The organism is Rhodanobacter glycinis, assembly GCF_900114325.1.
Taxonomy (GTDB): Bacteria; Pseudomonadota; Gammaproteobacteria; order Xanthomonadales; family Rhodanobacteraceae; genus Rhodanobacter_A; species Rhodanobacter_A glycinis.
This window is the reverse complement of record NZ_FOSR01000009.1, coordinates 88,080-111,381: the sequence shown is the minus strand read 5'-3', so window position 1 is coordinate 111,381 and position 23,302 is coordinate 88,080. Positions and strand designations below refer to the sequence as shown.

The window sequence follows — 23,302 nt, the reverse complement described above, 5'->3', positions numbered from 1 at the left end:
GCGAGAAGTGAGGGGAGAGAAGTGAGGAGTGAGAGAAAGACGAAAAGCCATGGCCTTTGCTCTCTCTCACTCCTCACTTCTCTGCCCTCACTCCTGATTTCTGACCAGCCGCAGCCGTGCCGCCTCTACGCCGGGCAGGTTGCGCACGGCGCGCAGCAAGTCGGGAATGGCATCCACGCGCCAGTCCTCGCCCAATTCCAGCGTGGCCTGGGCGTTCTGGTTGTGGTAGTCGCCGAGGACGACGCTGGCGTGGCCGCCGCGGTAACCGGCTAGGGTTTGCCGCAACTGCTGTACGAAATCCGGGCCGATGCCGTTGAGCTTGAGGTGCAGCAGGCGCGCCCGGCGGCGGCAGGCATCGCCGAGCGTGACGACGTTGCGTGCGCGCAGTTGGAAGCCGCCGCCGGAAAATTCGTCGATGCGCAGACCGCCCTCGACCACCAGGATCTCATCGCGCACGAGCAGCGGCGCGGCTTGCTGGTAGAGCTCGCCGAAGAAGCTCACCTCGATGATGCCGCTGCCGTCTTCCAGCCGCACGAAGGCATCGCTGTCGCCGCGTTTGCGCACGGCCGAAACCATGCCGGCGACCGTCCATGGCGTATCCGGGCCACGCCGGAAACGGTTGCCGTCGTCGTTGTCGTTCTTGCGCGGGCGCGGTGGCTGGTAGCGCTCGCCGATCTCGCCCAGCGGGCAGGTGGACAGCTGCGCCAGCTCTTCGCGCCACGGGTCGGTGGGATGGCCGGACAGGTAGTGGCCCAGCGTGTCGCGTTCGCCCTGCAGCTTCTGTTCCAGCGGCCAGTCCGGTGCGGTCGGCAGGTCGATCTGTACCACCGACTGGGCGGCCCCCATGGCCGCACCGAACATGTCGTTCTGGCCGGCCTGCTGGTCCCGCGAGTATTGCTCGGCGGCCTTGATCGCGTTGGGCAACTGCAGCATCAGGCTGGCGCGGTTGGGCGCCAGCGCATCGAGCGCACCGGACAGCACCAGCGCTTCGAGCACGCGACGGTTGAGCTTGGTCGAGTCGACGCGGCGGCAGAAGTCGGCCAGGTCCTTGTAGGCGCCGGTGCGCTGGCGCTCCTGGACGATGGACTCGCACGCGCCTTGTCCCACGCCCTTGATCGCGCCAAGGCCGTAGCGGATGGTTTGTGCACCCTTGCCGGCTACCGGGGCGACGCCGGCGGGGTCCATCGCCACGAACATGTAGTCGGAGGTGTTCACGTCCGGCGGCAGCACCTCGATACCGATGGCGCAGGCCTCGTCGATGAAGGTCACGGCCTTGTCGGTGTTGTCCATGTCCGACGAAATCGTCGCGGCCATGAACTCGGCCGGGTAGTGCGCCTTCAGCCACGCGGTTTGATAGGACACAAGCGCATAGGCGGCCGCGTGCGACTTGTTGAAACCGTAGCCGGCGAACTTCTCCATCAGGTCGAAGATGGAATCGGCCTTGTCGCCGGAGAGACCGTCCTTCGCTGCGCCCTCGCGGAAGATGGCGCGGTGCTTCACCATCTCCTCGACTTTCTTCTTGCCCATCGCACGGCGCAACAGGTCGGCGCCGCCGAGCGTGTAGCCGCCGACGATCTGCGCCATCTGCATCACCTGTTCCTGGTAGACCATGATGCCGTAGGTCTCTTTCAGGATCGGCTCGACGCGAGGGTCGGGATACTCGACTTCTTCCTTGCCGTGCTTGCGCGCGATGAAGCTGGGAATCAGGTCCATCGGACCGGGGCGGTACAGTGCCACCAGCGCGATGATGTCGCCAAAGCGGTCGGGCTTCGCATCCTTCAGCATGCGCTGCATGCCGGAGGATTCGAGCTGGAATACGGCGACGGTCTGCGCCTTTTTCAGCAGGTCGTAGCTGGCGCTGTCATCCAGCGGCAGCGCGGCGATGTCCAGCATCTCTTCGCCGGTTTGCGCGCGGCGCGCATTGATCGCCTTCACCGCCCAGTCGATGATGGTCAGCGTGCGCAGGCCGAGGAAGTCGAACTTCACCAGGCCCACGTCCTCGACGTCGTTCTTGTCGTACTGGGTGACCACGCCGCCGCCGCCGGGTTCGCAGTACAGCGGGGCGAACTCGGTGAGCGGCTTGGGCCCGATCACCACGCCGCCGGCGTGCTTGCCCACGTTGCGGGTCAGGTTTTCCAGCTTCAGCGCCAGGTCGATCAGGGTTCTGGCGTCTTCGTCCTGCTCGTAGACCTCGCAGAATTCCTTGACGACGCGATCGGTTTCCTTCTTCGATTTCTCCGAGCGCCCCAGCGCATCGGTCAGGGTCAGGTCCAGCGGCCGCGCAGGAATCAGCTTGGCCAGCTTGTCGACCTGGCCGTAACCCATGCCCAGCACGCGGCCGGAATCACGCAGCACGGCCTTGGCCGCCATCGAGCCGTAGGTGATGATCTGGCTGACGTGGTCGCGGCCGTACTTGCGCGCCACGTAGTCGATTACCTCGTCGCGGCGGTCCATGCAGAAGTCGATGTCGAAGTCGGGCATCGACACGCGTTCGGGGTTCAGGAATCGCTCGAACAGCAGGTCGAACTGCAGCGGATCGAGGTCGGTGATCTTCAGCACCCAGGCCACCAGCGAGCCGGCGCCCGAGCCGCGACCCGGTCCCACCGGGATGCCGTGCTGTTTGCTCCAGTTGATGAAGTCGGCCACGATCAGGAAGTAGCCGGGAAAGCCCATCTTGATGATGACGTCCAGCTCGCGCTCAAGTCGCGCGTGGTAGTCGGCCAGCGTGTGATTGGCAGCCAGTGGCGCGTTGGCCAAACGTTCCTTCAGGCCTGCACGCGCCAGCTCGCGGATATGGCTGTCCAGGTCATGCCCTTCGGGTACCGGGAAGTCGGGCAGGTAGTAGGTACCGAAGCTCAGTTCGAGATTGCAGCGCTTGGCCAGTTCCAGCGTGTTTTCCAGCGCCTCGGGCAGGTCGGCAAACAGCTCGGCCATTTCCGCGGGCGTCTTCAGGTATTGCTGGTTGCTGTAGCTGCGCGGGCGCTTGGGATCGGCCAGCACGCGTCCCTGGTTGATGCATACGCGCGCCTCGTGCGCCTCGAAGTCATCGCGGGTGAGGAAGCGCGCGTCATTGCTGGCAATCACCGGCAGGTCGAGCTCGGTGGCCAACGCCAGCGCAGCCGTGTTCCAGCTTTCCTCGCCCTCGCGGCCGCAACGGGTCAGCTCCAGATACAGCCGGTCGGGGAACAGCCTTGCCAGCGGGCGCAGCTTCGCCAGTGCGGCTTCGGTGCCCTGGTTCACCGCGATGCGGGCCACTTCGCTCTCGCGGCCAAGCAGGGCGATCAGGCCGTCGCTGGCTTGCGGCGTCAGCCAGCCGGCATCGACCAGCGCCCGGCCACCTTGCTGGCCGTCGCGCCAGGCGCGTGAGACCAGCCGCGAAAGATTGAGATAACCCTCGCGGTGCTGGCACAACACGGTGAGTCGCCATGGACGCGGGTCATCCGGTGCGGAAATCCACAGGTCGCTGCCGCACAACGGCTTGATGCCGGCGGCGTTGCAGGCCTTGTAGAACTTCACCAGCGCGAACATGTTGCTGTCGTCGGTGAGCGCTACCGCCGGCATGCCGGCGCGCACGCAGGCGCCGACCAGCGCCTTGATGCGGATGGTCGAATCGACCAGCGAAAATTCGCTGTGCAGATGCGTGTGGACGAAGCGTGCGGACATGCAGACTCACCGGGTGAGTCCATGAAGGCTAACCGTGGCGCAGGTTCCCGACAAGCTTGACAGGCGGTCGATCGGCACGATGTGGCGCAGGCGCTGCGATCCGCCACGACACGGGCGGTGCCGGCGGCGCGCCGGAGCCAGTCGGTTCGGCCTCCGGTTCGTGATCAGAGTGGCTGACGGCGATCGTTTTGCCCGCTGGTGCCGCGCGTTGCGAACGGTGGCGGAGCTTCGCGGGGAGCGCGCGGCACGTCAGACCCTGTAGAAAGTCACGACACGCGGAACCGCTCGTCGGCAAGGCGGCATTCGATGTAGTGCTCCAGGCTTTCGATGGGCAATGACCGATGCAAGTCGTAGTCCGTGTGCGGCGCGAGGGGCGCGGCGAGTGCTTGCGGCGGTGTCGTAGTCGTGTCGTACGGGACGGTATCGGACGGCAGGTCCCGGCGGGCAAGTGGAAGCATCATGGCGTACTCCTGAGTCTGGTGGCGAAACCGGCAAGCCGGCTCACACCGCCGATGGCAAAACCAGACAAACAACCCGGGCGTCCATGCGCTGTATCGCGGGCGCGGGAGATGAGCGAAGGTACCTGCGCCCGATTCCTTCCTATACCGATTCGGATGCGCCTACAAGCGAAAAGGTTGCAGGCGGGCCATCGCGCGGTTTTCGTACGGCTGCGGTTCAACTGCGGCGCGTGTTCAGTCGGAAGCGGAGCCTTCCAGCAGGCGTCGCACCGGCGCGAAGCTGCGGCGGTGCTGCGGGCAGGGGCCGAGGCGTTCCAGTGCGGCCAGGTGGGCTGGCGTGGGATACCCCTTGTGCACGGCGAAACCGTAGCCGGGGAAGGTGTCGTCCATGGCCACCATCAGGCGGTCGCGACTGACCTTGGCCAGGATCGAGGCGGCGCTGATGGCCGGTTCCAGCGCATCGCCGCCGACAATGGCGCGACCCGCGCAGGGCAAATCCTTTGGCAGCTTGTTGCCGTCGATCAGCGCCTCGCCTGGCACACGCGACAAGCCGGCCACGGCACGACTCATGCCGGCCATGGTGGCCTGGAAAATATTGAGCCGATCGATCTCGTCGGCTTCGACCAGCACGATGCAACAGGCCAGCGCACGCTCGAGGATCAACGGATAGAGCGCCTCGCGTTTTTTCTCGCTGAGCTTCTTGGAGTCGTTCAGGCCGGCAATCGGACGATCCGGATCGAGGATGACTGCTGCCACCGCGACCGGTCCGGCCAACGGCCCCCGGCCGGCCTCGTCGACGCCCGCTGTCAAAAAACCGGATTGCATCGTGGTTGGTCAGGTGGGGTTGGCAGAGAGTGGCTTCGTGCGAACCCGCTCGGCACGTTCGCCTCCTCTCCCCTGCGGGGAGAGGATTGAGGTGAGGGGTGGGTGCTTGCGGAAGTGTTGATCGAAGCGCGCTCCGAGATGGGTTTTTCGCAAGATTGACCCCTCACCCCAGCCCTCTCCCCGCAGGGGAGAGGGAGAGAATCTGGCGCGCTACGTCGCGTCACGCTCGCCGTCCAGCAGTTCGGCGATGGCACTGGCGGCCTGGTCGCCGGCGCGTCCGCCAAGCTCGCCGCGCAGGGCGCGATGCAATTGCTCGAAGGCGGCGACGATGTGGCCGCGGCGCTCGCTGTCGTTGAACAGGGCCAGGGTGGCGTCGGCCAGTTTCGCGGCGGTGAAATCGGCCTGCATCAGTTCCGGCACCAGCACGGTGTTCTCGCCCATGCCGCCGGCGCGGGCGAGGATGTTCGGCAGGGTGTAGACGTCGGTCTTGAGCATGTTCAACGCGCGCGCCACGCGGTAACTCAACGGTGATACGCGATAGCCGGCGACCATCGGGCGCTTCGCCAGCATGGCTTCCAGCGCGGCGGTGCCGGAAGCCAGCAGTACCACGTCGGAAGCCAGCATGGCTTCGTGCGCGTGTCCGTCGAACAGCAGCACGTGGTCGTCGTGCGGCCCCTTGGCCAGCAGCTCGCGCAGGCGTGCCAGCACTTGCGGATTGGCGGCAGGAATCACCACGCGCAAACCGGGCAGGGCGGCGGCCACGCGACGCGCGGCGTCGATGAAGATGGATCCCATCCGGGCCAGTTCGGACGGGCGGCTGCCAGGCAGCAAGGCCAGCACCGGCACGTCGTGCGGCAGTTGCAGGATCTCGCGCGCACCGGCGCGATCGGAGACCAGCGCGAAACGATCGGCCAGCGGATGGCCGACGAAGCGCGCGTCGATACCGTGCCTGGCGTAGATCGCCGGCTCCATCGGGAACAGGCACAGCACGCGATCGGCACTGCGGCCGATCTTTTCCGCGCGTTTCTCGCGCCAGGCCCAGACCGAGGGGCTGACGTAGTGCACGGTGCGCAGACCGGCCTGTTTCAGGCGCTGCTCCACGCCGAGGTTGAAATCGGGCGCGTCGATGCCGATCACCACGTCCGGGCGCGTTTCGAGCAGGCGCGCGACCAGCGTCTTGCGCAACTTCAGCAGCCGCGGCAGGTGGCGGACCACTTCGGCGAAACCGAACAGCGACAATTCGTGGATGTCGTGCCAGGACTCGAAGTCTTGCGCCTGCATGCGCTTGCCGCCGATGCCGACGAAGCGCGCGGCGGGATAACGCTGGCGCAGCGCGACGATCAGGTCGGCACCAAGCTGGTCGCCGGAATCTTCGCCGGCAAGGATCGCAATGGTGGGGCTGGGAATGGTCTCTGGCATGGTGCCGTCGGATCAGGACGCCGTGTCGGATGTGGTGGATGGATGGGGCATGTCGATCACCGCGCCAGCGAGCGTTCGCTGTGGTCGAGGAAGTCGAGCATGGCACGCACGTCGTCGCTGTCCTGTGCCTGCGCGGCCAGTTGCTCGCGCGCTTCGGGCAGCGACAGTCCGGCCATGTACAGCGTGCGGTAGGCGCGCTTGATGGCGGAAATGCGCGCCGGCTCGAAGCCGCGTCGTTTCAGTCCTTCGCTGTTGATGCCGCGTGGACGGCCATGCTGTTCGTTGGCCATCAGCACGAAGGGCGGCACGTCGGAACCGACCAGGCAGCCCATGCCGATGAAGGCATGGGCCCCCACCTTGCAGAACTGGTGCACGCCGGCATAGCCGGAGATGATGACCCAGTCGCCGATGTGCACGTGGCCGGCCAGCGCCGAGTAGTTGGAAAACACCACGTGGTTGCCGACCTGGCAGTCATGCGCGATGTGCACGTAGGCCAGCAGCCAGTTGTCGTCGCCGACGCGGGTGATGCCGCCACCGTCGCCGGTGCCGCGATTGATGGTGACGAACTCGCGGATCAGGTTGCGATCGCCGATGACCAGTTCGGTACGCTCACCTTCCCATTTCTTGTCTTGCGGGGTGTTGCCGATCGAGGCGAATTGGGAGATGCGGTTGTCGCGGCCGATGCGCGTCGGTCCGTCGATCACCACGTGCGGGCCGATGATCGTGCCCTCGCCGATCTCCACCTCGGCACCGATCACGCTGTAGGCGCCTATGCCGACGTTGGCGCCGATGCTGGCGCCGGGATCAATCTGTGCGGTGGGGTGGATCAGGGCGGCCTGGGTCATTTGTCGTTCCTTGCCGCGCACATCAGTTCACAGCTGGAGACTTCCTTGCCATCGACCAGGGTGCGTGCCTCGAAGATGCCCATGCTGCGCATCAGGCGCTTCAGGCGGACTTCCATGCGCAACTGGTCGCCCGGGACCACCGGCGCGCTGAAGCGGGCGTTGTCCACCTTGGCCAGGTAGAACAGCGAATTGTTGGTGCTGCCCTTGAGCCGGTTGCTGATCAGGGTGAGCAGGCCGGCGCTCTGCGCCATCGCCTCGACGATCAGCACGCCCGGCATCACCGGATGGCCGGGAAAGTGGCCGTTGAAGAACGGCTCGTTGATGGTGACGTTTTTCAGTGTCACCACGCGCTGGTCGGGCTCCAGCTCGATCACCCGATCGACCAGCAGGAACGGATAGCGGTGCGGCAGCAGTTCCTGGATCTGTTCCACGTTCACCGGCAGGCTCAAGGTCGCGGTGTTGTCATTCATCGTTACTATCCTTCTCCAGCGCCGACAATCGGCGCGCGTACTCGTCCAGATGCTTGAACCGGGCGGCGCTCTTGCGCCATGCCCGGTTGTCCTGCAGCGGGGTGCCCGAGGAATATTCGCCTGCCTCACGTATCGAATGCGTGACCAGGCTCTTGGCGGTAATGGTAACCCGGTCGGCCACTTCGAGATGGCCGAGCACGCCGGCGTTGCCGCCGATCATGCAATAGCGGCCGATCTTCGCGCTGCCGGCCACGGCGGCACAGCCGGCCATCGCGGTATGCGCGCCGACATGCACGTTGTGGGCGATCTGGATCTGGTTGTCCAGGCGCACGTCCTCTTCCAGCACGGTGTCGTCCAGCGCGCCACGATCGATGGTGGTGTTGGCGCCGATCTCGCAGTCGTCGCCGATGCGCACGCCGCCAAGTTGGGGCAGCTTGATCCAGTGGTCCGTATCGAAGGCGAGGCCGAAGCCATCCGAGCCGATCACCACGCCAGGATGCACCAGCACGCGCTTGCCCAGGGTGACCCGGATGACCAGGGTCACCCGCGCCACCAGGCGCGACTGCGCGCCCACCACGCAACCCTCGCCGATGATGCAGTGCGGGCCCAGCACGGCACCGTCCTCGATGACGGCATCACTTTCGATCACGCAGCAGGGGCCGATGCTGGCGCTCGCGCTGACGCGTGCGCTCGGCGCCACTACCGCGCTGGGATGAATGCCTGCTGGTGCGGTTGGAATGTGTTCGAACAGCGCGGCGATCTTCGCGTAGGCCACGTAGGGATCGCGGGCCACCAGGGCAGGAACGCTGCAGGCCGCCAGGTTTTCCTCACGCACGATCACGGCGCCGGCATGCGTGTCGGCCAATTGCGCGGCGTACTTGCTGTTCGACAGGAAGCTCAACTGGTGGGCGCCGGCCCCGGCCAGCGTACCGACGCCGGTGATGCGGGTATCGGCATCGCCGTGGCAACGCAGGTCGAAGCGCTCGGCGAGCTCGGCAAGCGAATGGTTGGCTTGGACGTTCAATGCGTTCTCCGTGACACGGCGGCCATTGTATCGGCAGCCGGTGCAATCGCGTCATTTTCAGGGGCATGGAAAGCGAAAAGCGCGGCATGGCCGCGCTTTTCGTGGTGCGATCCGGCTTTTCCGGCAGAGATCAGAACTGGCTGCCGAAGGTGAACTGGATGCGTTCCTCGTAGTGCTGGTCGCCCGGCTGCGTGCGGAACGGATGGGCCAGGCTGATGATCAACGGGCCGATCGGCGCCTTCCAGTGCAGCGAGATGCCGTACGAGGCATCGAGCTGGCTGGCCTGGAAGCTCTGGTAGTTCTTGAAGGCGTTGCCGACGTCCATGAACACCGATACGCGTGCGGTGTTGATGTCCTTGAGGAACGGCAGCGGCAGGTAGACCTCGGCCGTGCCCAGTACCTTGAACGCGCCGCCGATCGGCTGGGCGTAGTAATAGGAACTGCCATTGCAGTTGCCATTGACGGGCTGGGCGGCTTTGCCGGTGGTGGGGTCGAGGCCAGCGCAGACGCGGGGGCCCAGGGTGTTGTCCTGGAAGCCGCGAACGTCCTTGACGCCGCCGGCGTAGTAGTTCTGCCAGAACGGGTAATCGTATTTCTGGCCGGCAACATACTGGCCGAAGGTGCGGTCGTAGGTCTGGTTGCCGTAGGTGGAGCCGTAGCCGACCTGGCCGTCCAGGTACAGCACGAAGCCGCCACCGATCGGCCAGTAATGGTTGGCCTCGCCGGTGAAGCGCCAGTACTGCACGGTGGAGCCGGGCAGGGCGCCGTCCACGGAGGCGGACAGCAGGCCGCCGCGGGTGGCCGCCCAGTAGCTGTTGCGGGTGTCGTAGGTCCAGCCGATCGAGCCGGTCCAGGTATGGATGGTCCGGTGGCCGATGGCGTTCTGGTAGTCGATCAGCACCTGCGGCGTGTAGCCCTCGTAGGTGTTGATCTTGGTGCTGCTCAAACCCATGCTGAGGTTGAGGCCCTGGAAGTCGGTGATCGGAATGCCCAGGGTGGTCGAGAACGCGCGGGTGCTGTTGGAGTAGCTGGCGTACTCGCTGCCCAGGTTGCTGTAATCGGCCTTGGACAAGGTGGCGTTGTAGCCGATGCCGATGCCGTTGTCGGTCAGGTACGGGTTGTAGTAGCTGGCATTGATCTGGGTGTAGTAGTCGCTCTTTTCCGCGCCCAGCGAGAAGCGGTCACCGGTGCCGAGGAAGTTGTTCTGCGACACCGAGCCGGACAGGATGATGCCGGAATACTGCGAGTAACCCACGCCGAACATCAGGCTGCCGGCAGACTGTTCCTCCACCTTCACGTTGAGGTCGACCTGGTCCGGCGTGCCGGGCACGCGGGATTTGTCGATGTCCACCTTCTTGAAGAAGCCCAGGCGTTGCAGGCGGATCTTGGAACGGTCGATCGCGGCCTGCGAGTACCAGGAGCCTTCGAGCTGGCGCATTTCGCGACGCAGCACTTCGTCTTCGGTGCGGGTGTTGCCCTGGAAGATCACGCGGCGCACGTAGATGCGATGGCCCGGCTGCACGTAGAAGGACAGGTCGACCGTGCGGTTTTCCTTGTCCAGCTTTGGAATCGTGTCGACCTTGGCGTAGGCGTAGCCCATGTCGGCCAGCACGGCCTTCATCGCCTTGGAGCTGGCCTCGATGGCCGCGCGGTTGAAGGTTTCGCCGTCCTTGATGAAGACCAGCCGGCGCATGGTCTTCTCGGGCAGGATCAGGTCACCCAGCAGGTGCACCTTGGAGACCTTGTAGATGGCGCCTTCCTTGATGTCGGCGGCGATGTACATGTCGCGCTTGTCGGGCGAGATGGTCACCTGCGAGGAATCCAGGCCGAAGTCGGCGTAGCCGCGATCCATGTAGTAGGACTGCAGCTTGTTGAGGTCGCCGGACAGCTTGTCGCTGGAGTACTGGTCGTTCTTCGAGTACCACGACATCCAGTTGGTGGTGCCCGATTCGAAGTCGTCGCGGATCGCCTTGTCGGTGAACGCATGGTTGCCGACGATGTTGATTTCCTTGATCTTGGCAGCCTTGCCCTCGCGGATCTCGATGTCGACGGCGACGCGGTTGCGGTCCAGCCGGGTCACGTGCGGAAGCACCGACACGTTGTACTTGCCGCGGTTGTAGTACTGGTGGATCAGCTCCTGCTGCACGCGATCCAGCGCCAGCCGGTCGAAGGTCTCGCCCTCGGACAGGCCGATCGACTTCAGGCCCTTCTTCAGGTCATCGGTCTTGATGTCGTGGTTGCCGCGGATGGTGAGCTTGGCGATGGAAGGCCGCTCGGTCACCTTGATCACCAGGATGTCGCCCTGGCGCTCCATTTCCACGTCGCTGAAGAATTTGGTCTGGTACAAGGCCCGGATCGCCCGCTGCACCTCGTCGTTGGTCAACCGGTCACCCTTGCTGATCGGCAGGTAGTTGTATACCGTGCCGGCCGCGATGCGATTGAGGCCATCGATGCGGATATCGGAAACGACAAACGGCTCGAAACCGAGCGCATTGGCGGAGAGAGAGGCAAGCAGGATCAGGGCGGCGATACGCTTCATCGTCGATTCCGTTGGGTTATTTCGATGAGGCGGCCGAAACGGCCGCCCCGATGTGTGCATGGAACCGGGGCAACCCCGGTTCCGGAAAACGATTCGCGGTCGCCGACGCCACGACGGGCGAACGATCGCTTGGCCGCGTAGTCGTGCGGATCGTGAGCCACGTGGTCGTGCGGCCGTTGCTGATGGTGCACATCCGTGTCACGTGGGCAGAACGATGCGGTGGATGTCGTTGTAGAACGCCAGTCCCATCAGCGTGAACAACAGCAGCAAGCCCACGTATTGGCCGGCGATCATGGCGCGCTCGCTGACCGGGCTGCCCTTGACCAGCTCGATAAGGTAATACAGCAGGTGGCCGCCGTCCAAGATCGGGATCGGCAACAGGTTCAGGATGCCCAGGCTCAGCGAGACCAGCGCCAGGAATTCCAGATAGGCGGACAGACCCATGTGAGCCGAGGCATTGGCCACCTGGGCGATGCCGATCACGCCGGACAGGTTGCTGGTCGAGGCGCGGCCGTTGAGCATCTGGCCGATCATGTTGAACACGGCGGTGGTATGGCGCCAGGTCAGGCTCAGCGCCGCGCCAAGGGCATGCACCGGGCCGTAATGCTGGATCGCCGTCTCCGGCGGTTGCGCGCCCACGCCGATGATCCAGCGCGCCGGCTGGCCCTGGACCGACTCCTTGCGCGCGGTCACCTTGAACTGCATCGGCTTGCCGTGGCGTTCCACGCCGATGGCGAGCAGGGGGGATTTGGCCGCATCGGCGGCAATCAGCTTGCCGAGGTCCACGAAATCGGCCACGGGCTTGCCGTTCACGCTGACCAGGTGGTCGCCACCCTGCAGGCCGGCCAGTGCCGCCGGTTGCCCGGCTTCCACCATGGCGGCGATCGGCGGCGGCGGCGCGGGGCGCAGGCCCAGCTGATCCAGGTACTGGCCGATGTCCTTGCCGGCGGGCAGCTTGTTCAGTGGCAGCGTGACATGGCGCTGGGTGCCGTCCGGATCGCGCACGGTCATCGACAGCGGTTCGCGGCTGAGCAGGGCGTTGCCGATGACATCCAGCGAACCGCTCCAGGTGGTCACCGGCGTGCCGCCGACGCTGACCAGGCGGTCGTCCGGGTGAATGCCCGCCTGGGCCGCCATGCTCTGTGGCGTGGCGGTGACGATGGGGGCGTAGTCGGTGCGACCCAGCATGAACATCAGCCAGAACGCGGCGATGGTGAAAATCACGTTGAAGCCCGGCCCGGCCAGCACGATGGCGATGCGCTTCCAGATCGACTGGCTGGTGAACTCCTGCGAGAGCAGCTCCGGCGGAACCTCGCCTTCGCGCGCGTCGAGCATCTTCACGTAGCCGCCCAGCGGAATCGCCGCGACCTGGTATTCGCAACCGTCGCGGCCGACGCGCTTCCACAGCGCCTTGCCAAAGCCTACCGAGAAGCGCAGCACCTTCACCCCACAGCGGCGCGCGACCCAGTAATGGCCGAATTCGTGAAAGGTCACCAGCACGCCAAGCGTGACCAGCAACCAGAACACCGAGCCGAAGAAGGGATTCATCAATCAATATGCGTCAGGTGGGGGCTCAAGCTTATCAGCAAGCGTTGCGGAGAACCCGCCGTGCCGCGGTGCGAGCGGCACGGTCGCGTTCGCCGAGGGTCTGGATATCGACCACGGCTTGCGCCGGCAGTTCCGTCAAAACCGATTCGACCACGTCGGCGATCGAGAGGAACGGCAACGCACCGGCCAGAAAGGCTTCCACCGCGACCTCGTTCGCGGCGTTGAGGATGGCCGGGGCATCGCCGCCTTCGCGCAACGCCTGGAAGGCAAGGGCAAGGCAGCGGAAGGTGGCCAGGTCCGGCGGCTCGAAATGCAGCGGCTCGGCAGCTGCCAGATCCAGCGGAGCCACGCCGGAGCTCACCCGTTCGGGCCATGCCAGCGCGTGGGCCAGCGCGGTGCGCATGTCCGGGTTGCCGAGCTGGGCCAGTACCGAACCGTCCACGTACTCCACCAGCGAGTGCACCATGCTCTGGGGATGCACCAGCACTTCGATGGCTTCGACGGGGGCACTGAACAGGTGATGCGCCTCGATCACCTCCAGGCCCTTGTTCATCAGGGTGGCCGAGTCCACCGAGATCTTGCGGCCCATCGACCATTTCGGATGCTTGCAGGCCTGATCCGGGGTCACGTCGGACAGCTGCGCCCGGGTGCGGCCACGGAACGGTCCGCCGGAGGCGGTCAGCAGCAACCGTCGCACGCCGCTTTTTGCCAGGTCGGGGCGGCCGCCGGGCAGGCATTGGAAGATCGCGTTGTGCTCCGAATCGACCGGAATCAGCTCGCCGCCACCGACACGCAATGCCTCCAGGAGCAGCGGGCCGGCCATCACGATGGATTCCTTGTTCGCCAGCAACAGGCGCTTGCCGGCGCGTGCCGCCGCCAGCGAGGAATCCAGTCCGGCGGCGCCGACGATGGCGGCCACCACGGTGTCGCACAACGAGCCGGCCGCGGCCGCCGCGATGGCGTCCATGCCGCTGGCTACGTCGCAACGCACGCCGGCGGCGGCCAGTCGACGAGCCAGCTCGGCCTCCAGCGCGGGGTCGGCAATGATCGCCAGTTGCGGCTGGTGCCGGGCGCACAGCTCGGCCAGTGCGGCGACGTTGCGGTGGGCCGTGAGCACGCTGGCCCGGAAGCGATCCGGGTGCTGCGCAATCACGTCCAGCGTGCTGCCACCGATGGATCCGGTGGCCCCGAGGATGGCGATCTGGCGCATGGCAGTCATGATGTTTTTCTACAACCCCAGCAACAGCAGGCCCAGTGCGAATACCGGCAGCGCGGCAAACACGCTGTCGAGGCGATCCATCAGGCCGCCGTGGCCGGGAATCAGCGAACCGGAATCCTTCATCTGGGCGTGGCGCTTCATCAGGCTTTCCAGCAGGTCGCCGACGATCGAGGCGGCCACCGTCACCACGGCCAATACAGCCAGGCCGAGCATGGGGGCGCCGCGCACACCCAGCAGCCAGCCGCCGATCAGCAGCACCAGCACGCCGGCCACCAGTGCGCCCCAGGCGCCGGCCCAGGTCTTGCCGGGGCTGATCTGCGGGGCCAGCTTGCGCCGACCGAACTGGCGCCCGCTGAAATACGCGCCGATATCGGCCGCCCACACGATCAGCAGCGCCAGCAAGGCCCAGATGTGGCCATGCACGTGATTCTCGTCGTGGATCTGGACCAGTGCCACCCACGCCGGCACGATCACGAAGGCGCCGGCCAGCAACTTGATGTTGCGGTTTTCGCCGGTCGGGGCGGCGCCGAATGCAAAGTGCCGCAGCCAGCCGCAGGCCAGCAGCCACCAGGCCACGCCGGCGACCAGCAGCAGTGACCACAGGGCCGGGCTGCGCAGGCGCCAGATCAGGGCGAACACGATGGCCAGCACCACCAGCATGGTCCCGCGCGTGGCGACCGACTTGAGGCCGGCCAGGCGGGTCCATTCCCAACCCGCGCCGAGGAAGGCCAGGGCCGCGATCAGCGCGAACACCCCGTTGGATGCCAGCAGCACGATGAGAACCACCAACGGGGCAAGGATGGCTGCGGCAATGATGCGTTGAATCAGCATGCGGGGTCCTGGGTGCGGGCGACCTGGTCGCCGGTGCGACCGAAGCGGCGTTCGCGACCAGCATAATCGTCGATGGCGCGCTGCAGGCAAGCCTGGTCGAAATCCGGCCAGAGCGTGTCGGTGAAATGCAGTTCGGCGTAGGCGACCTGCCACAGCAGGAAGTTGCTGATCCGGCAGTCGCCGCCGGTGCGGATGAACAGGTCCAGCGGAGGCAGCTCGGCCAGGCTCATCCAGCGGCCCAGCGTGGCCTCGTCGATATCCTCGGCACGCAGTTCGCCACGTGCCACGGCGGCCGCGGCGCGTCGGGCCGCCTGCACGATGTCCCAGCGACCGCCGTAGTTCACGGCCACGTTCATGTGCAGCTTGTCATTGCCGGCGGTGCGCGTCATCGCGGCGCGCATGCGCCGCTGCAAAGCATCGCTGAAGGCGGTCAGGTCGCCGATGAAGCGCAGGCGCACGCCTTGCTCGTGCAGCTCGTCCACCTCCTTGTCGAGTGCGCGCAGGAACAGCTCCATCAGCGCGCCGACCTCGTCCTGCGGACGCTGCCAGTTCTCGCTGGAGAAGGCGAACAATGTCAGCACCTGCACGCCCTGGCGCAGGCAGCCTTCCACCACGTCGCGCACGGCCTTGCGGCCGGCGTTGTGGCCGAAACTGCGTGGGCGATGGCGCGCCTTGGCCCAGCGGCCGTTGCCGTCCATGACGATGGCGATATGGTGGGGAACGGTTGGCGTGGAATTCATGGGAAAGCTCGGGCTGATCCTGCGCCCCTGCGGGGAAACGAGGGCCTGGGACGGCTGGCAGCCGGGTGCGAAGTGCCACACGGTTGCCCGGTGCATGCTTCGTTGCAGGTCTGTCGCACGATGGCCCCTCTCCCGGTGTCCCCTTTCTGGCGGAAAGAGGGAAAGCGCGCGTTACCCGGTGCCATGTGTCCGCATGCATGGCGCGTGCGGACATTGCCGGGCGCCATGGTCACATGGCCAGCAGTTCGTCTTCCTTGGCCTTCACCACCACGTCCACTTCCTTCACGAAGCGGTCTGTGAGCTTCTGCACGTCGTCGTCGGTACGGCGCTCGTCGTCCTCGGTGATCAGCTTGTCCTTGAGCAGATCCTTGACCTGCTGCAGGGCATCGCGACGCACGTTGCGGATGGCGATCTTGGCGTTCTCGCCTTCGTGGGCCACGTGCTTGGCCAGCTCCTTGCGGCGCTCTTCGGTCAGCGGCGGCATGTTCAGGCGGATCACGACGCCCGCGGTGGTCGGCGTGATGCCGATGTCCGAGGCCATCAGCGCCTTTTCGATCGGCGCCACCAGGCTCTTCTCGAACGGCGTGATGATGATCGAACGCGAGTCGCCCAGCGAGACCGAGGCCACCTGGTTCAAGGGCATGTCGGAGCCGTAATAAGGCACCTTGATGCCATCGACCAGCGCGGTGCTGGCGCGGCCGGTGCGAATGCGGGTCAGGTCGTGCTTGAGCGAGTCGATGCTCTTGCCCATGCGGGTCTGGGCATCGGTCTTGATGTCATTGAGCATGGTACGTTTTCCGGTGGACCAGGCGAGCCGCCGAGTATAGCAGGCGAGGGCAGGGCAAGGCCCGGTCAGCCGGCATCCACCAGGGTGCCGACCGGTTCGCCATGCATGATGCGCATCAGGTTGCCCGGCACGGTCATGTCGTAGATGCGCATCGGCATGCGGTCGTCGCGGCACAGCGCGATGGCGGCGGTATCCATCACGGCCAGCTTGCGTTCGATCACTTCGTCGTAGGTGAGGTGCTCGTAGCGCTTGGCGTCGGCGTGCTTGGCCGGATCGGCGGTGTACACGCCGTCGACCTTGGTGGCCTTCAGCAGCAGGTCGGCGCCGATCTCCACGGCGCGCAGCGCGGCGGCCGAGTCGGTGGTGAAGAACGGGTTGCCGATGCCGGCCGCGAACAGCACGATGCGGCCCTTCTCGATGTGGCGGATGGCGCGGCGGCGGATGAAATCCTCGGCCACGTCGTGGATCTGGATCGCGCTCATCACGCGGGCGAAGCCGCCGCGCTTCTCGATGGCGTCCTGCATGGCCAGTGCGTTCATCACGGTGGCCAGCATGCCCATGTGGTCGCCGGTGACGCGGTCCATGCCGGCGGCGGCCAGGCCGGCGCCGCGGAAGATGTTGCCGCCGCCGATCACCACGCCCACCTGGATGTTGGCGCGCTGCACCTCGATGATCTCGTCGGCCAGGCGGCCGATCACCTTCGGGTCGATCCCGTAATCGGCCTCGCCCATCAGTGCCTCACCGGAGAGCTTGAGCAAGATGCGGTGGAACTTGGGCTGGTCGCTCATGGGGTCTCCGGATTGTGTGAGGTAAACCGCCACATTATAGCGTTGCCAGCATGTAATGAGACATGTTCATGACGCGTGATTCATGCGTGGTGCGGCCTGGCAGTGGCATTCGTTCGAGGCGCACCAAAAACAAGGGCCGCGATTGCTCGCGGCCCTTGTTCGAAGCGTGGTTTTCGCGAAGAGGCTGGCCTTGGATGGCCGGCCCTTCAGTCAGCGATGACGGTCAGGCCAGGCCGGCCTGCTTCATCACTTCGGCGGCGAAATCCTCTTCCACCTTCTCGATGCCTTCGCCGACGGCGAGGCGCACCACGGAGACGACTTCGGCGCCGTCCTTCTTCAGCGCATCACCCACGCTGACATTGGTGTCCAGCACGTAGGGCTGGCCGAGCAGGGTGACTTCGGAAACGATCTTGTTGATCTTGCCGGAGACGATCTTCTCGAGGATCTCGGCCGGCTTGGCCTTGTCCTTCTCGGTCATCTGGCCCAGCGCGATCTCCTTTTCCTTGGCTACGAACTCGGCCGGCACGTCTTCGGCGCGCACGTACTGCGGATTCATCGCGGCCACGTGCATGGCGATGCCCTTGGCCAGTTCCTCGGAGCCACCCTTGAGCGCCACCAGCACGCCGATGCGGCCGCCGTGGATATAGCTGCCGATGATGCCGTCGGTCGCGACGCGGGCCATGCGGCGCACGTCGATCTTCTCGCCGATGGTGGCGATCAGGGCCTTGGCGGCTTCCTCGACGCTGTCGGCGCCCGGATAGGCAGCGGCCTTCAGTGCGTCGATGTCGGCGGCGCCGGATTTCAGTGCAATGTCGGCGACGTTGTCGCTGAACTTCAGGAAGCTGGCGTCCTTGGCGACGAAGTCGGTCTCGCAGTTGACTTCGACCAACACGGCCTTGCCGTCCTTCTGCGCCGAGACGATGCGGCCTTCGGCGGCGACGCGGCTGGCCTTCTTGTCAGCCTTGGCCAGGCCGGACTTGCGCAGCCATTCCATCGCGGTGTCGATGTCGCCGTTGTTTTCGACCAGCGCCTTCTTGCATTCCATCATGCCGGCGCCGGAACGCTCGCGCAGTTCCTTGACCAGTTGGGCGGAAATAGTGCTCATCAGGATTCCTCTAAATGATTGCGCCGCGGGGCAGGGCCCCGCGGCAGCGGAAAATCACGTGGCAGTCGCTCAGGCGGTGTCGCCGCCGCGCGAGCCACGGCCGCCATCACGGCGCGGGGCGCCAGCGCCCTTCTTGGCCGGACCGCGGTTGTCACGACGCGGAGCGGACTTGCGCTCGTCGTCCTTGGCCACCGGATTGCCTTCCTCGTCCAGCTCGACGAACTCGTTGGCGTCGCCCTGGGCGGCGGACGGCGCGGCGGCCTTGCCTTCCAGGATCGAATCGGCAGCGGCGCGGGCATACAGCTGGATCGCGCGGATGGCGTCGTCATTGCCCGGGATGGCGTAATCGACCAGTTCCGGGTTGTAGTTGGTGTCGACCACGGCGATCACCGGGATGCCGAGCTTCTTGGCTTCCTGCACGGCGATGTCTTCGTGGCCGATATCGATCACGAACAGCGCGTCGGGCAGGCGGTTCATGTTCTTGATGCCGCCCAGCGAGTTTTCCAGCTTGTCGCGCTCGCGGCGACGGGCCAGCACTTCGTGCTTGACCAGCTTGTCGAACGAACCGTCGGTCTCGGCCGCTTCCAGTTCCTTCAGGCGGGCCACCGACTGCTTCACGGTGCGGAAGTTGGTCAGCATGCCGCCGAGCCAGCGCGCGGTGACGAACGGCATGCCGGCGCGTGCGGCCTCTTCGGCCAACGGCTCGCGGGCCGAACGCTTGGTGCCGACGAACAGGATGGTGCCGCGCTTCTGCGCCAGGCCCGACAGGAAGTTCATCGCGTCGGTGAACAGCGGCAGGGTCTTCTCGAGGTTGATGATGTGGATCTTGCCGCGCGCGCCGAAGATGTACGGGGCCATCTTCGGGTTCCAGTAACGGGTCTGGTGACCGAAATGCACGCCAGCTTCAAGCATTTGGCGCATGGTGACTTGTGCCATGGTGTTGCTCCGAATTGTCTGGACCCTTGGGGCCCGGGGGTTGGGACCTCCACGCATCCCCGGCTTCGACCGCGACGTTTCCTGTTCAGTGGCGGAAACGACCGCGGCACCCCGAAGGCGGTGCCGATGCGTGTGTGGCGTTGGTTTGGGTGTTGTACCGCGTCGCGGTTACAATTCCCGTTCGTTTTGCGATGCCATGGCGTGAAATGCGCCGATTGCAGCCTGCAAAACCATCCAATTGTAGCCGGTACGCCGGCGACGCGGCAAGCCACCGGATTCGAAGCGGCTGTGCCGCCTGACAGGCGAAATCATGGCCATTACCCTGAAAACCCCCGAAGACCTTGAAGGCATGCGCGTTGCCGGCAAGCTGGCCGCCGAAGTGCTTGCCATGCTCAAGGATTACGTCAAACCCGGCGTGAGCACCGAGGAACTGGACCGGCGCGCCTACGAGCATATCGTCAACGTGCAGAAGGCGATTCCCGCCAACGTGGGCTACCACGGCTTCCCCAAGACACTGTGCACCTCGGTCAACCACGTGATTTGCCACGGTATTCCGAACGAGGGCAAGGTGCTCAAGGACGGCGACATCGTCAACCTCGACGTCACCGTGATCAAGGATGGCTGGCACGGCGACACCAGCCGCATGTACATCGCCGGCACGCCGTCGGTGCTGGCCAAGCGCCTGGTGGACACCACGTATGAAGCGATGATGTCGGGCATCCGCGCGGTGCGCCCCGGGGCCACGCTGGGCGATATCGGCCATGCGATCCAGAAACACGCCGAGGCGGCCGGTTTCTCGGTGGTACGCGAGTATTGCGGCCACGGCATCGGCAAGATCTACCACGACGAGCCGCAGGTGCTGCATTACGGCAAGGCCGGCACCGGGCTGGAGCTGAAGAAGGGCATGACCTTCACCATCGAGCCGATGATCAACGCCGGCAAGCCGCAGACCAAGCAGCTGCCGGACGGCTGGACGGTGGTGACCAAGGATCATTCGCTGTCGGCGCAGTGGGAGCACACGCTGGCCGTCACCGACGACGGCTTCGAGATCCTCACGCCCTGGCCGGATGCCTGATCCGATGGCCACGGCCCGGCGCAGCGGCACATGAGCGGCATCTTCCTCGTCTCGCTGGCGCTGATCGCGCTCAGTATCCTGTGGGTGCCGACGTATTCCATGGTGCTGATGCTGAAGGGTATGGGCGTGCCGGAGGCGGGCGCTGGCCTGCGGCTGATCCTGCCGCTGCAACTGCTGGCCACGATTGCTCTGGTGCTGCTGGCCAATGCGCTGGGATTGGGCAATCCGGCAGCGTACACGCTGGCGATCCTGGTGCTGGTCAGCGCGACAGGTGTGGTGATCGTGTGGCGCCGACGCCACAACGGCGCTTGACGCGCCCCCCGGCAAGGCTTTGAACAGGCCTTGAGCCGTGCTGTACTGGGTGCCATGACGACCGTGGCCACCCCCAGACCCATTCCCCTGCCGCCCTTGCCGCGCCTGCCCCCTGCCGTGCCGCGTTCGGGCGTGCCCGACGAGGCACGCCGCGCGCTACGGCAATTGCTGGGCGACGTTGATCGCGCCCTGGCCACTGCCTTTCGCGATGGCGCCGATGCCAGTGCGCTGGCGCGGCGGCGTGGTGAATCGGTGGCACGGGTGGTGATCCATGTGTGGGGTGCCTGTCTCGGCGACGTGACCGGCGCGGCACTATTCGCGGTGGGCGGCTTCGGTCGTGGCCTGCTGTTTCCCTGCTCGGACGTGGACCTGCTGGTGCTGGCCGAGCATCCCGAGCCAGCGCGCTTGCGTGCGCTGGAACAATGCTTTGCCACGCTGTGGGACATCGGTCTGAAGGTGGGGCATGCCGTGCGCGAACCGGCGCAGTGCCGCAGCCTGGCCGCGCAGGATGCCAGCGTGTTCACCAGCCTGCTGGATGCGTATCGGCTGGCCGGCGACCCGGCCCTGGATGCGGTCCTGCGCGGCATCGTGGACGATCCCGAATTGTGGCCGCCGCGCGAGTATCTGGCCGCACGGCTGGCCGAGCGTGACGCCCGCCATGCCCGCTACGACGACACCGCCTACAACCTCGAACCGAATCTCAAGGACGGCCCCGGCGGCCTGCGCACGCTCGATTCGCTGCGTTGGCTGGGACGTCGGCTGGCCCATGCTGGCGGCCTCGAGGACATGCAGAATGAGGGCCTGCTCGATCCGGCCGAACGCGTCAGCCTGTGCGAGGCCGAAACCACCTTGCGGCGCTATCGCTACGCGCTGCATCTCGAGGCGGGGCGGCCGGAAGAGCGGCTGCTGTTCGACTACCAGCGCGGGCTGGCCACGCGACTGGGCTTCGAGGACGAACACGCCAAGAACCTGGGCGTCGAGCAGTTCATGCAGGGCTACTACCGCGCCGCCAGTCTGGTGGAACGGCTGGGCATGCAGATTGCCGAACGCTTCGTGGAGATGCTGGAAACGCCCAGTGCGGCGCAACCGGTGGGCGAGGATTTCGTGCGCTACGGCTCGCGGCTGGCGGTGCGCGATGCCGAGCTGTTCATGCGTCGGCCCGCTGCCCTGGTGGAAATCTTCATCGCCCGGCTGGACCAGCCGGGGCTGATCGGCTTCACCGCCGACACCATGCGCCGCGTCCACCAGGCCACCGCGATCCACGGCACGGCACTGGCCGACGATCCGCAGACGCTGGCCGCGTTCCTGCGCCTGCTGCGACGTGGTGCTCCGGCGGTGGATGCGCTGTGGCGGATGAACCGGCACGGCCTGCTGGCCGCGGTGCTGCCGGCGTTCGGCACCGTGTTCGGACGCATGCAGTACGACTTGTTCCACGTCTACACAGTGGACGAGCACACGCTGCGCGTGCTGCGCAACATGGCACGCTTTGCCGATCCGGAAGCGCGTCGCGATTTTCCCATTGGCTGCGAGATCTGGCCCACGTTCGACAAACCCGAGCTGATGCTGCTGGCCGGGCTGTTCCACGACATCGCCAAGGGGCGTGGTGGTGATCACGCAGTGCTGGGCGAGGAAGATGCGCGCGCGTTCTGCGCCAAGCTGGATCTGCCGCCGGAAGACATCGAACTGGTCGCCTGGCTGGTGCGCTGGCATCTGCTGATGAGCACCACCGCACAGCGCCAGGACATCACCGATCCCGCGGTGGTGCAGCGTTTTGCCGATCAGGTGGGCGACTGGGCGCGGCTGGATCATCTATACGTGCTGACCGTGGCCGACATCATCGGCACCAGCCCGCGGTTGTGGAATGCGTGGAAGGACCGCCTGCTCGCCGATCTCTACACCGCGGCCCGTTATGCCCTGCGCAGCGACGTGCAGTTGCCGCTGCACGCCTCGGCGCGCGTGCGCGAATGCCGCGAGCGCGCCCTCAACCTGCTGCTGGCCGAAGGGCTGGGCGCCGATGCGATTGCCACGGTGTGGGCCGATTTCCCCGACCTGAGTTTCCTGCGCCATCGACCCGAGCAGATTGCCTGGCAGACCCTGGCCATCCTGCGTGCGAAGGGTGCGACGCCGCTGATCGAAGTGCACCCGTTCTCGGTGCGCGGCAGCACCGAATTGTTCGTCTACGCCGCCGATCGCGACGGCCTGTTCGCCACCGTCACCGCCATGCTCGACCGCATGCGTTTCTCGGTGGTGGAGGCGCGCATCCTGAAATCGCAGACGGGACGTGCGCTGGATACCTTCCTGCTGCTCGAATCGGACACCCAGGAGCCAGCCAGCTTGCCGCGCGCGGAGGAATTGCGCGTACGGCTGCAACGCGCGCTGGCGCAGCCGGCGCCAGTTGCGCCGGCCAAGCGCAGCATGTCGCGCCACCTCAAGTATTTCCAGATGCCGCCGAAGATCGCCTTCAACGCCGCCGGCGAGCGCACCCAGCTGGCGCTGGTATGCACCGATCGTCCCGGCCTGCTGGCCGCCGCCGCACACGCCATGCTCGAAGTGGGCGTGCGCGTGCACGATGCACGCATCGCCACCTTCGGCGAGCGCGTGGAAGATTTCTTCGAAATCACCGACCGGCATGACGCGCCCTTGTCCGGCGAGCAGCAGGAAAAACTGCTGCAGGCACTGTTGCGGCGCGTGGGGAATGCCAAGGCCAGCGCCTGAGGT

19 protein-coding genes are annotated in these 23,302 nt (G+C 65.9%); 3 read left to right on the top strand and 16 right to left on the bottom strand.

The window, feature by feature from the left end; all coding sequences use genetic code 11:
• Window positions 1-87 precede the first annotated feature (87 nt).
• The 16 genes from dnaE to rpsB all read right to left on the bottom strand — a co-directional run bounded on the left by dnaE (window position 88) and on the right by rpsB (window position 19,197).
• Window positions 88-3,663, bottom strand: coding sequence for a DNA polymerase III subunit alpha (dnaE, locus tag BMY90_RS11200; protein ID WP_092704003.1), 3,576 nt, complete (start codon window positions 3,661-3,663; stop codon window positions 88-90).
• A 266-nt stretch (window positions 3,664-3,929) separates the two neighbouring features.
• On the bottom strand, window positions 3,930-4,124 hold the full coding sequence (locus BMY90_RS11195) for a hypothetical protein (protein ID WP_008211664.1): 195 nt from the start codon (window positions 4,122-4,124) through the stop codon (window positions 3,930-3,932).
• 231 nt (window positions 4,125-4,355) lie between these two features.
• Entirely contained in the window at window positions 4,356-4,946 is a 591-nt protein-coding gene (rnhB, locus tag BMY90_RS11190; protein WP_037099899.1) for a ribonuclease HII, read from the bottom strand.
• A gap of 210 nt (window positions 4,947-5,156) precedes the next feature.
• On the bottom strand, window positions 5,157-6,365 hold the full coding sequence (gene lpxB, locus BMY90_RS11185; protein ID WP_092704001.1) for a lipid-A-disaccharide synthase: 1,209 nt from the start codon (window positions 6,363-6,365) through the stop codon (window positions 5,157-5,159).
• Between the two features lie 56 nt (window positions 6,366-6,421).
• Window positions 6,422-7,210, bottom strand: a complete 789-nt coding sequence (gene lpxA, locus BMY90_RS11180; protein ID WP_008211661.1) for an acyl-ACP--UDP-N-acetylglucosamine O-acyltransferase — start codon at window positions 7,208-7,210, stop codon at window positions 6,422-6,424.
• Entirely contained in the window at window positions 7,207-7,680 is a 474-nt protein-coding gene (fabZ, locus tag BMY90_RS11175; protein ID WP_092703999.1) for a 3-hydroxyacyl-ACP dehydratase FabZ, read from the bottom strand. The genes lpxA and fabZ overlap by 4 nt, the downstream gene beginning before the upstream one ends.
• Window positions 7,673-8,704 carry a UDP-3-O-(3-hydroxymyristoyl)glucosamine N-acyltransferase gene (gene lpxD, locus BMY90_RS11170; RefSeq protein ID WP_092703997.1) on the bottom strand — a complete coding sequence of 344 codons (1,032 nt, stop codon included), beginning with the start codon at window positions 8,702-8,704 and terminating at the stop codon, window positions 7,673-7,675. The genes fabZ and lpxD overlap by 8 nt, the downstream gene beginning before the upstream one ends.
• Window positions 8,705-8,834: 130 nt before the next feature.
• Window positions 8,835-11,243 (bottom strand): outer membrane protein assembly factor BamA, encoded by a 2,409-nt coding sequence (gene bamA, locus BMY90_RS11165; RefSeq protein WP_092703995.1) that lies wholly within the window; start codon window positions 11,241-11,243, stop codon window positions 8,835-8,837.
• 198 nt (window positions 11,244-11,441) lie between these two features.
• Window positions 11,442-12,791 carry an RIP metalloprotease RseP gene (gene rseP, locus BMY90_RS11160; protein WP_008211654.1) on the bottom strand — a complete coding sequence of 450 codons (1,350 nt, stop codon included), beginning with the start codon at window positions 12,789-12,791 and terminating at the stop codon, window positions 11,442-11,444.
• A gap of 34 nt (window positions 12,792-12,825) precedes the next feature.
• Complete coding sequence (locus BMY90_RS11155; RefSeq protein ID WP_092703993.1) at window positions 12,826-14,001, bottom strand: 1-deoxy-D-xylulose-5-phosphate reductoisomerase; 1,176 nt, start codon at window positions 13,999-14,001, stop codon at window positions 12,826-12,828.
• A gap of 18 nt (window positions 14,002-14,019) precedes the next feature.
• The gene (locus BMY90_RS11150) at window positions 14,020-14,841 is read right to left on the bottom strand and encodes a phosphatidate cytidylyltransferase (RefSeq protein WP_092703991.1); all 822 of its coding nucleotides are present in this window, start codon (window positions 14,839-14,841) and stop codon (window positions 14,020-14,022) included.
• On the bottom strand, window positions 14,835-15,581 hold the full coding sequence (uppS, locus tag BMY90_RS11145) for a polyprenyl diphosphate synthase (protein WP_092703989.1): 747 nt from the start codon (window positions 15,579-15,581) through the stop codon (window positions 14,835-14,837). The genes BMY90_RS11150 and uppS overlap by 7 nt, the downstream gene beginning before the upstream one ends.
• 229 nt (window positions 15,582-15,810) lie before the next feature.
• Entirely contained in the window at window positions 15,811-16,368 is a 558-nt protein-coding gene (gene frr / locus BMY90_RS11140; protein WP_008211649.1) for a ribosome recycling factor, read from the bottom strand.
• Between the two features lie 65 nt (window positions 16,369-16,433).
• On the bottom strand, window positions 16,434-17,156 hold the full coding sequence (gene pyrH, locus BMY90_RS11135; protein ID WP_008211648.1) for a UMP kinase: 723 nt from the start codon (window positions 17,154-17,156) through the stop codon (window positions 16,434-16,436).
• Between the two features lie 223 nt (window positions 17,157-17,379).
• On the bottom strand, window positions 17,380-18,261 hold the full coding sequence (tsf, locus tag BMY90_RS11130; RefSeq protein ID WP_008211647.1) for a translation elongation factor Ts: 882 nt from the start codon (window positions 18,259-18,261) through the stop codon (window positions 17,380-17,382).
• 69 nt (window positions 18,262-18,330) lie between these two features.
• Window positions 18,331-19,197 carry a 30S ribosomal protein S2 gene (rpsB, locus tag BMY90_RS11125; RefSeq protein ID WP_092703987.1) on the bottom strand — a complete coding sequence of 289 codons (867 nt, stop codon included), beginning with the start codon at window positions 19,195-19,197 and terminating at the stop codon, window positions 18,331-18,333.
• A gap of 310 nt (window positions 19,198-19,507) precedes the next feature.
• On the opposite strand from rpsB, the gene map reads away from it, so the two are divergent.
• From map to glnD, 3 genes are read left to right on the top strand one after another with little or no spacing between them, the layout of a single operon-like run.
• The gene (gene map / locus BMY90_RS11120) at window positions 19,508-20,272 is read left to right on the top strand and encodes a type I methionyl aminopeptidase (RefSeq protein WP_008211762.1); all 765 of its coding nucleotides are present in this window, start codon (window positions 19,508-19,510) and stop codon (window positions 20,270-20,272) included.
• A gap of 30 nt (window positions 20,273-20,302) precedes the next feature.
• Window positions 20,303-20,584: a hypothetical protein gene (locus tag BMY90_RS11115; protein WP_092703985.1), complete on the top strand. Its 282-nt coding sequence runs from the start codon at window positions 20,303-20,305 to the stop codon at window positions 20,582-20,584.
• 54 nt (window positions 20,585-20,638) lie between these two features.
• Complete coding sequence (gene glnD / locus BMY90_RS11110; RefSeq protein WP_092703983.1) at window positions 20,639-23,299, top strand: [protein-PII] uridylyltransferase; 2,661 nt, start codon at window positions 20,639-20,641, stop codon at window positions 23,297-23,299.
• Window positions 23,300-23,302: the final 3 nt, after the last annotated feature.

What these genes read in the sequence shown, in the direction of transcription:
- pyrH (WP_008211648.1), bottom strand. Translation starts at nt 17,156, where the DNA reads ATGAGCGACCAGCCCAAGTTCCACCGCATCTTGCTCAAGCTCTCCGGT.
- rseP (WP_008211654.1), bottom strand. Translation starts at nt 12,791, where the DNA reads ATGAATCCCTTCTTCGGCTCGGTGTTCTGGTTGCTGGTCACGCTTGGC.
- uppS (WP_092703989.1), bottom strand. Translation starts at nt 15,581, where the DNA reads ATGAATTCCACGCCAACCGTTCCCCACCATATCGCCATCGTCATGGAC.
- lpxA (WP_008211661.1), bottom strand. Translation starts at nt 7,210, where the DNA reads ATGACCCAGGCCGCCCTGATCCACCCCACCGCACAGATTGATCCCGGC.
- bamA (WP_092703995.1), bottom strand. Translation starts at nt 11,243, where the DNA reads ATGAAGCGTATCGCCGCCCTGATCCTGCTTGCCTCTCTCTCCGCCAAT.
- rnhB (WP_037099899.1), bottom strand. Translation starts at nt 4,946, where the DNA reads ATGCAATCCGGTTTTTTGACAGCGGGCGTCGACGAGGCCGGCCGGGGG.
- tsf (WP_008211647.1), bottom strand. Translation starts at nt 18,261, where the DNA reads ATGAGCACTATTTCCGCCCAACTGGTCAAGGAACTGCGCGAGCGTTCC.
- dnaE (WP_092704003.1), bottom strand. Translation starts at nt 3,663, where the DNA reads ATGTCCGCACGCTTCGTCCACACGCATCTGCACAGCGAATTTTCGCTG.
- glnD (WP_092703983.1), top strand. Translation starts at nt 20,639, where the DNA reads ATGACGACCGTGGCCACCCCCAGACCCATTCCCCTGCCGCCCTTGCCG.
- BMY90_RS11155 (WP_092703993.1), bottom strand. Translation starts at nt 14,001, where the DNA reads ATGCGCCAGATCGCCATCCTCGGGGCCACCGGATCCATCGGTGGCAGC.
- map (WP_008211762.1), top strand. Translation starts at nt 19,508, where the DNA reads ATGGCCATTACCCTGAAAACCCCCGAAGACCTTGAAGGCATGCGCGTT.
- BMY90_RS11150 (WP_092703991.1), bottom strand. Translation starts at nt 14,841, where the DNA reads ATGCTGATTCAACGCATCATTGCCGCAGCCATCCTTGCCCCGTTGGTG.
- frr (WP_008211649.1), bottom strand. Translation starts at nt 16,368, where the DNA reads ATGCTCAATGACATCAAGACCGATGCCCAGACCCGCATGGGCAAGAGC.
- BMY90_RS11115 (WP_092703985.1), top strand. Translation starts at nt 20,303, where the DNA reads ATGAGCGGCATCTTCCTCGTCTCGCTGGCGCTGATCGCGCTCAGTATC.
- lpxB (WP_092704001.1), bottom strand. Translation starts at nt 6,365, where the DNA reads ATGCCAGAGACCATTCCCAGCCCCACCATTGCGATCCTTGCCGGCGAA.
- BMY90_RS11195 (WP_008211664.1), bottom strand. Translation starts at nt 4,124, where the DNA reads ATGATGCTTCCACTTGCCCGCCGGGACCTGCCGTCCGATACCGTCCCG.
- fabZ (WP_092703999.1), bottom strand. Translation starts at nt 7,680, where the DNA reads ATGAATGACAACACCGCGACCTTGAGCCTGCCGGTGAACGTGGAACAG.
- rpsB (WP_092703987.1), bottom strand. Translation starts at nt 19,197, where the DNA reads ATGGCACAAGTCACCATGCGCCAAATGCTTGAAGCTGGCGTGCATTTC.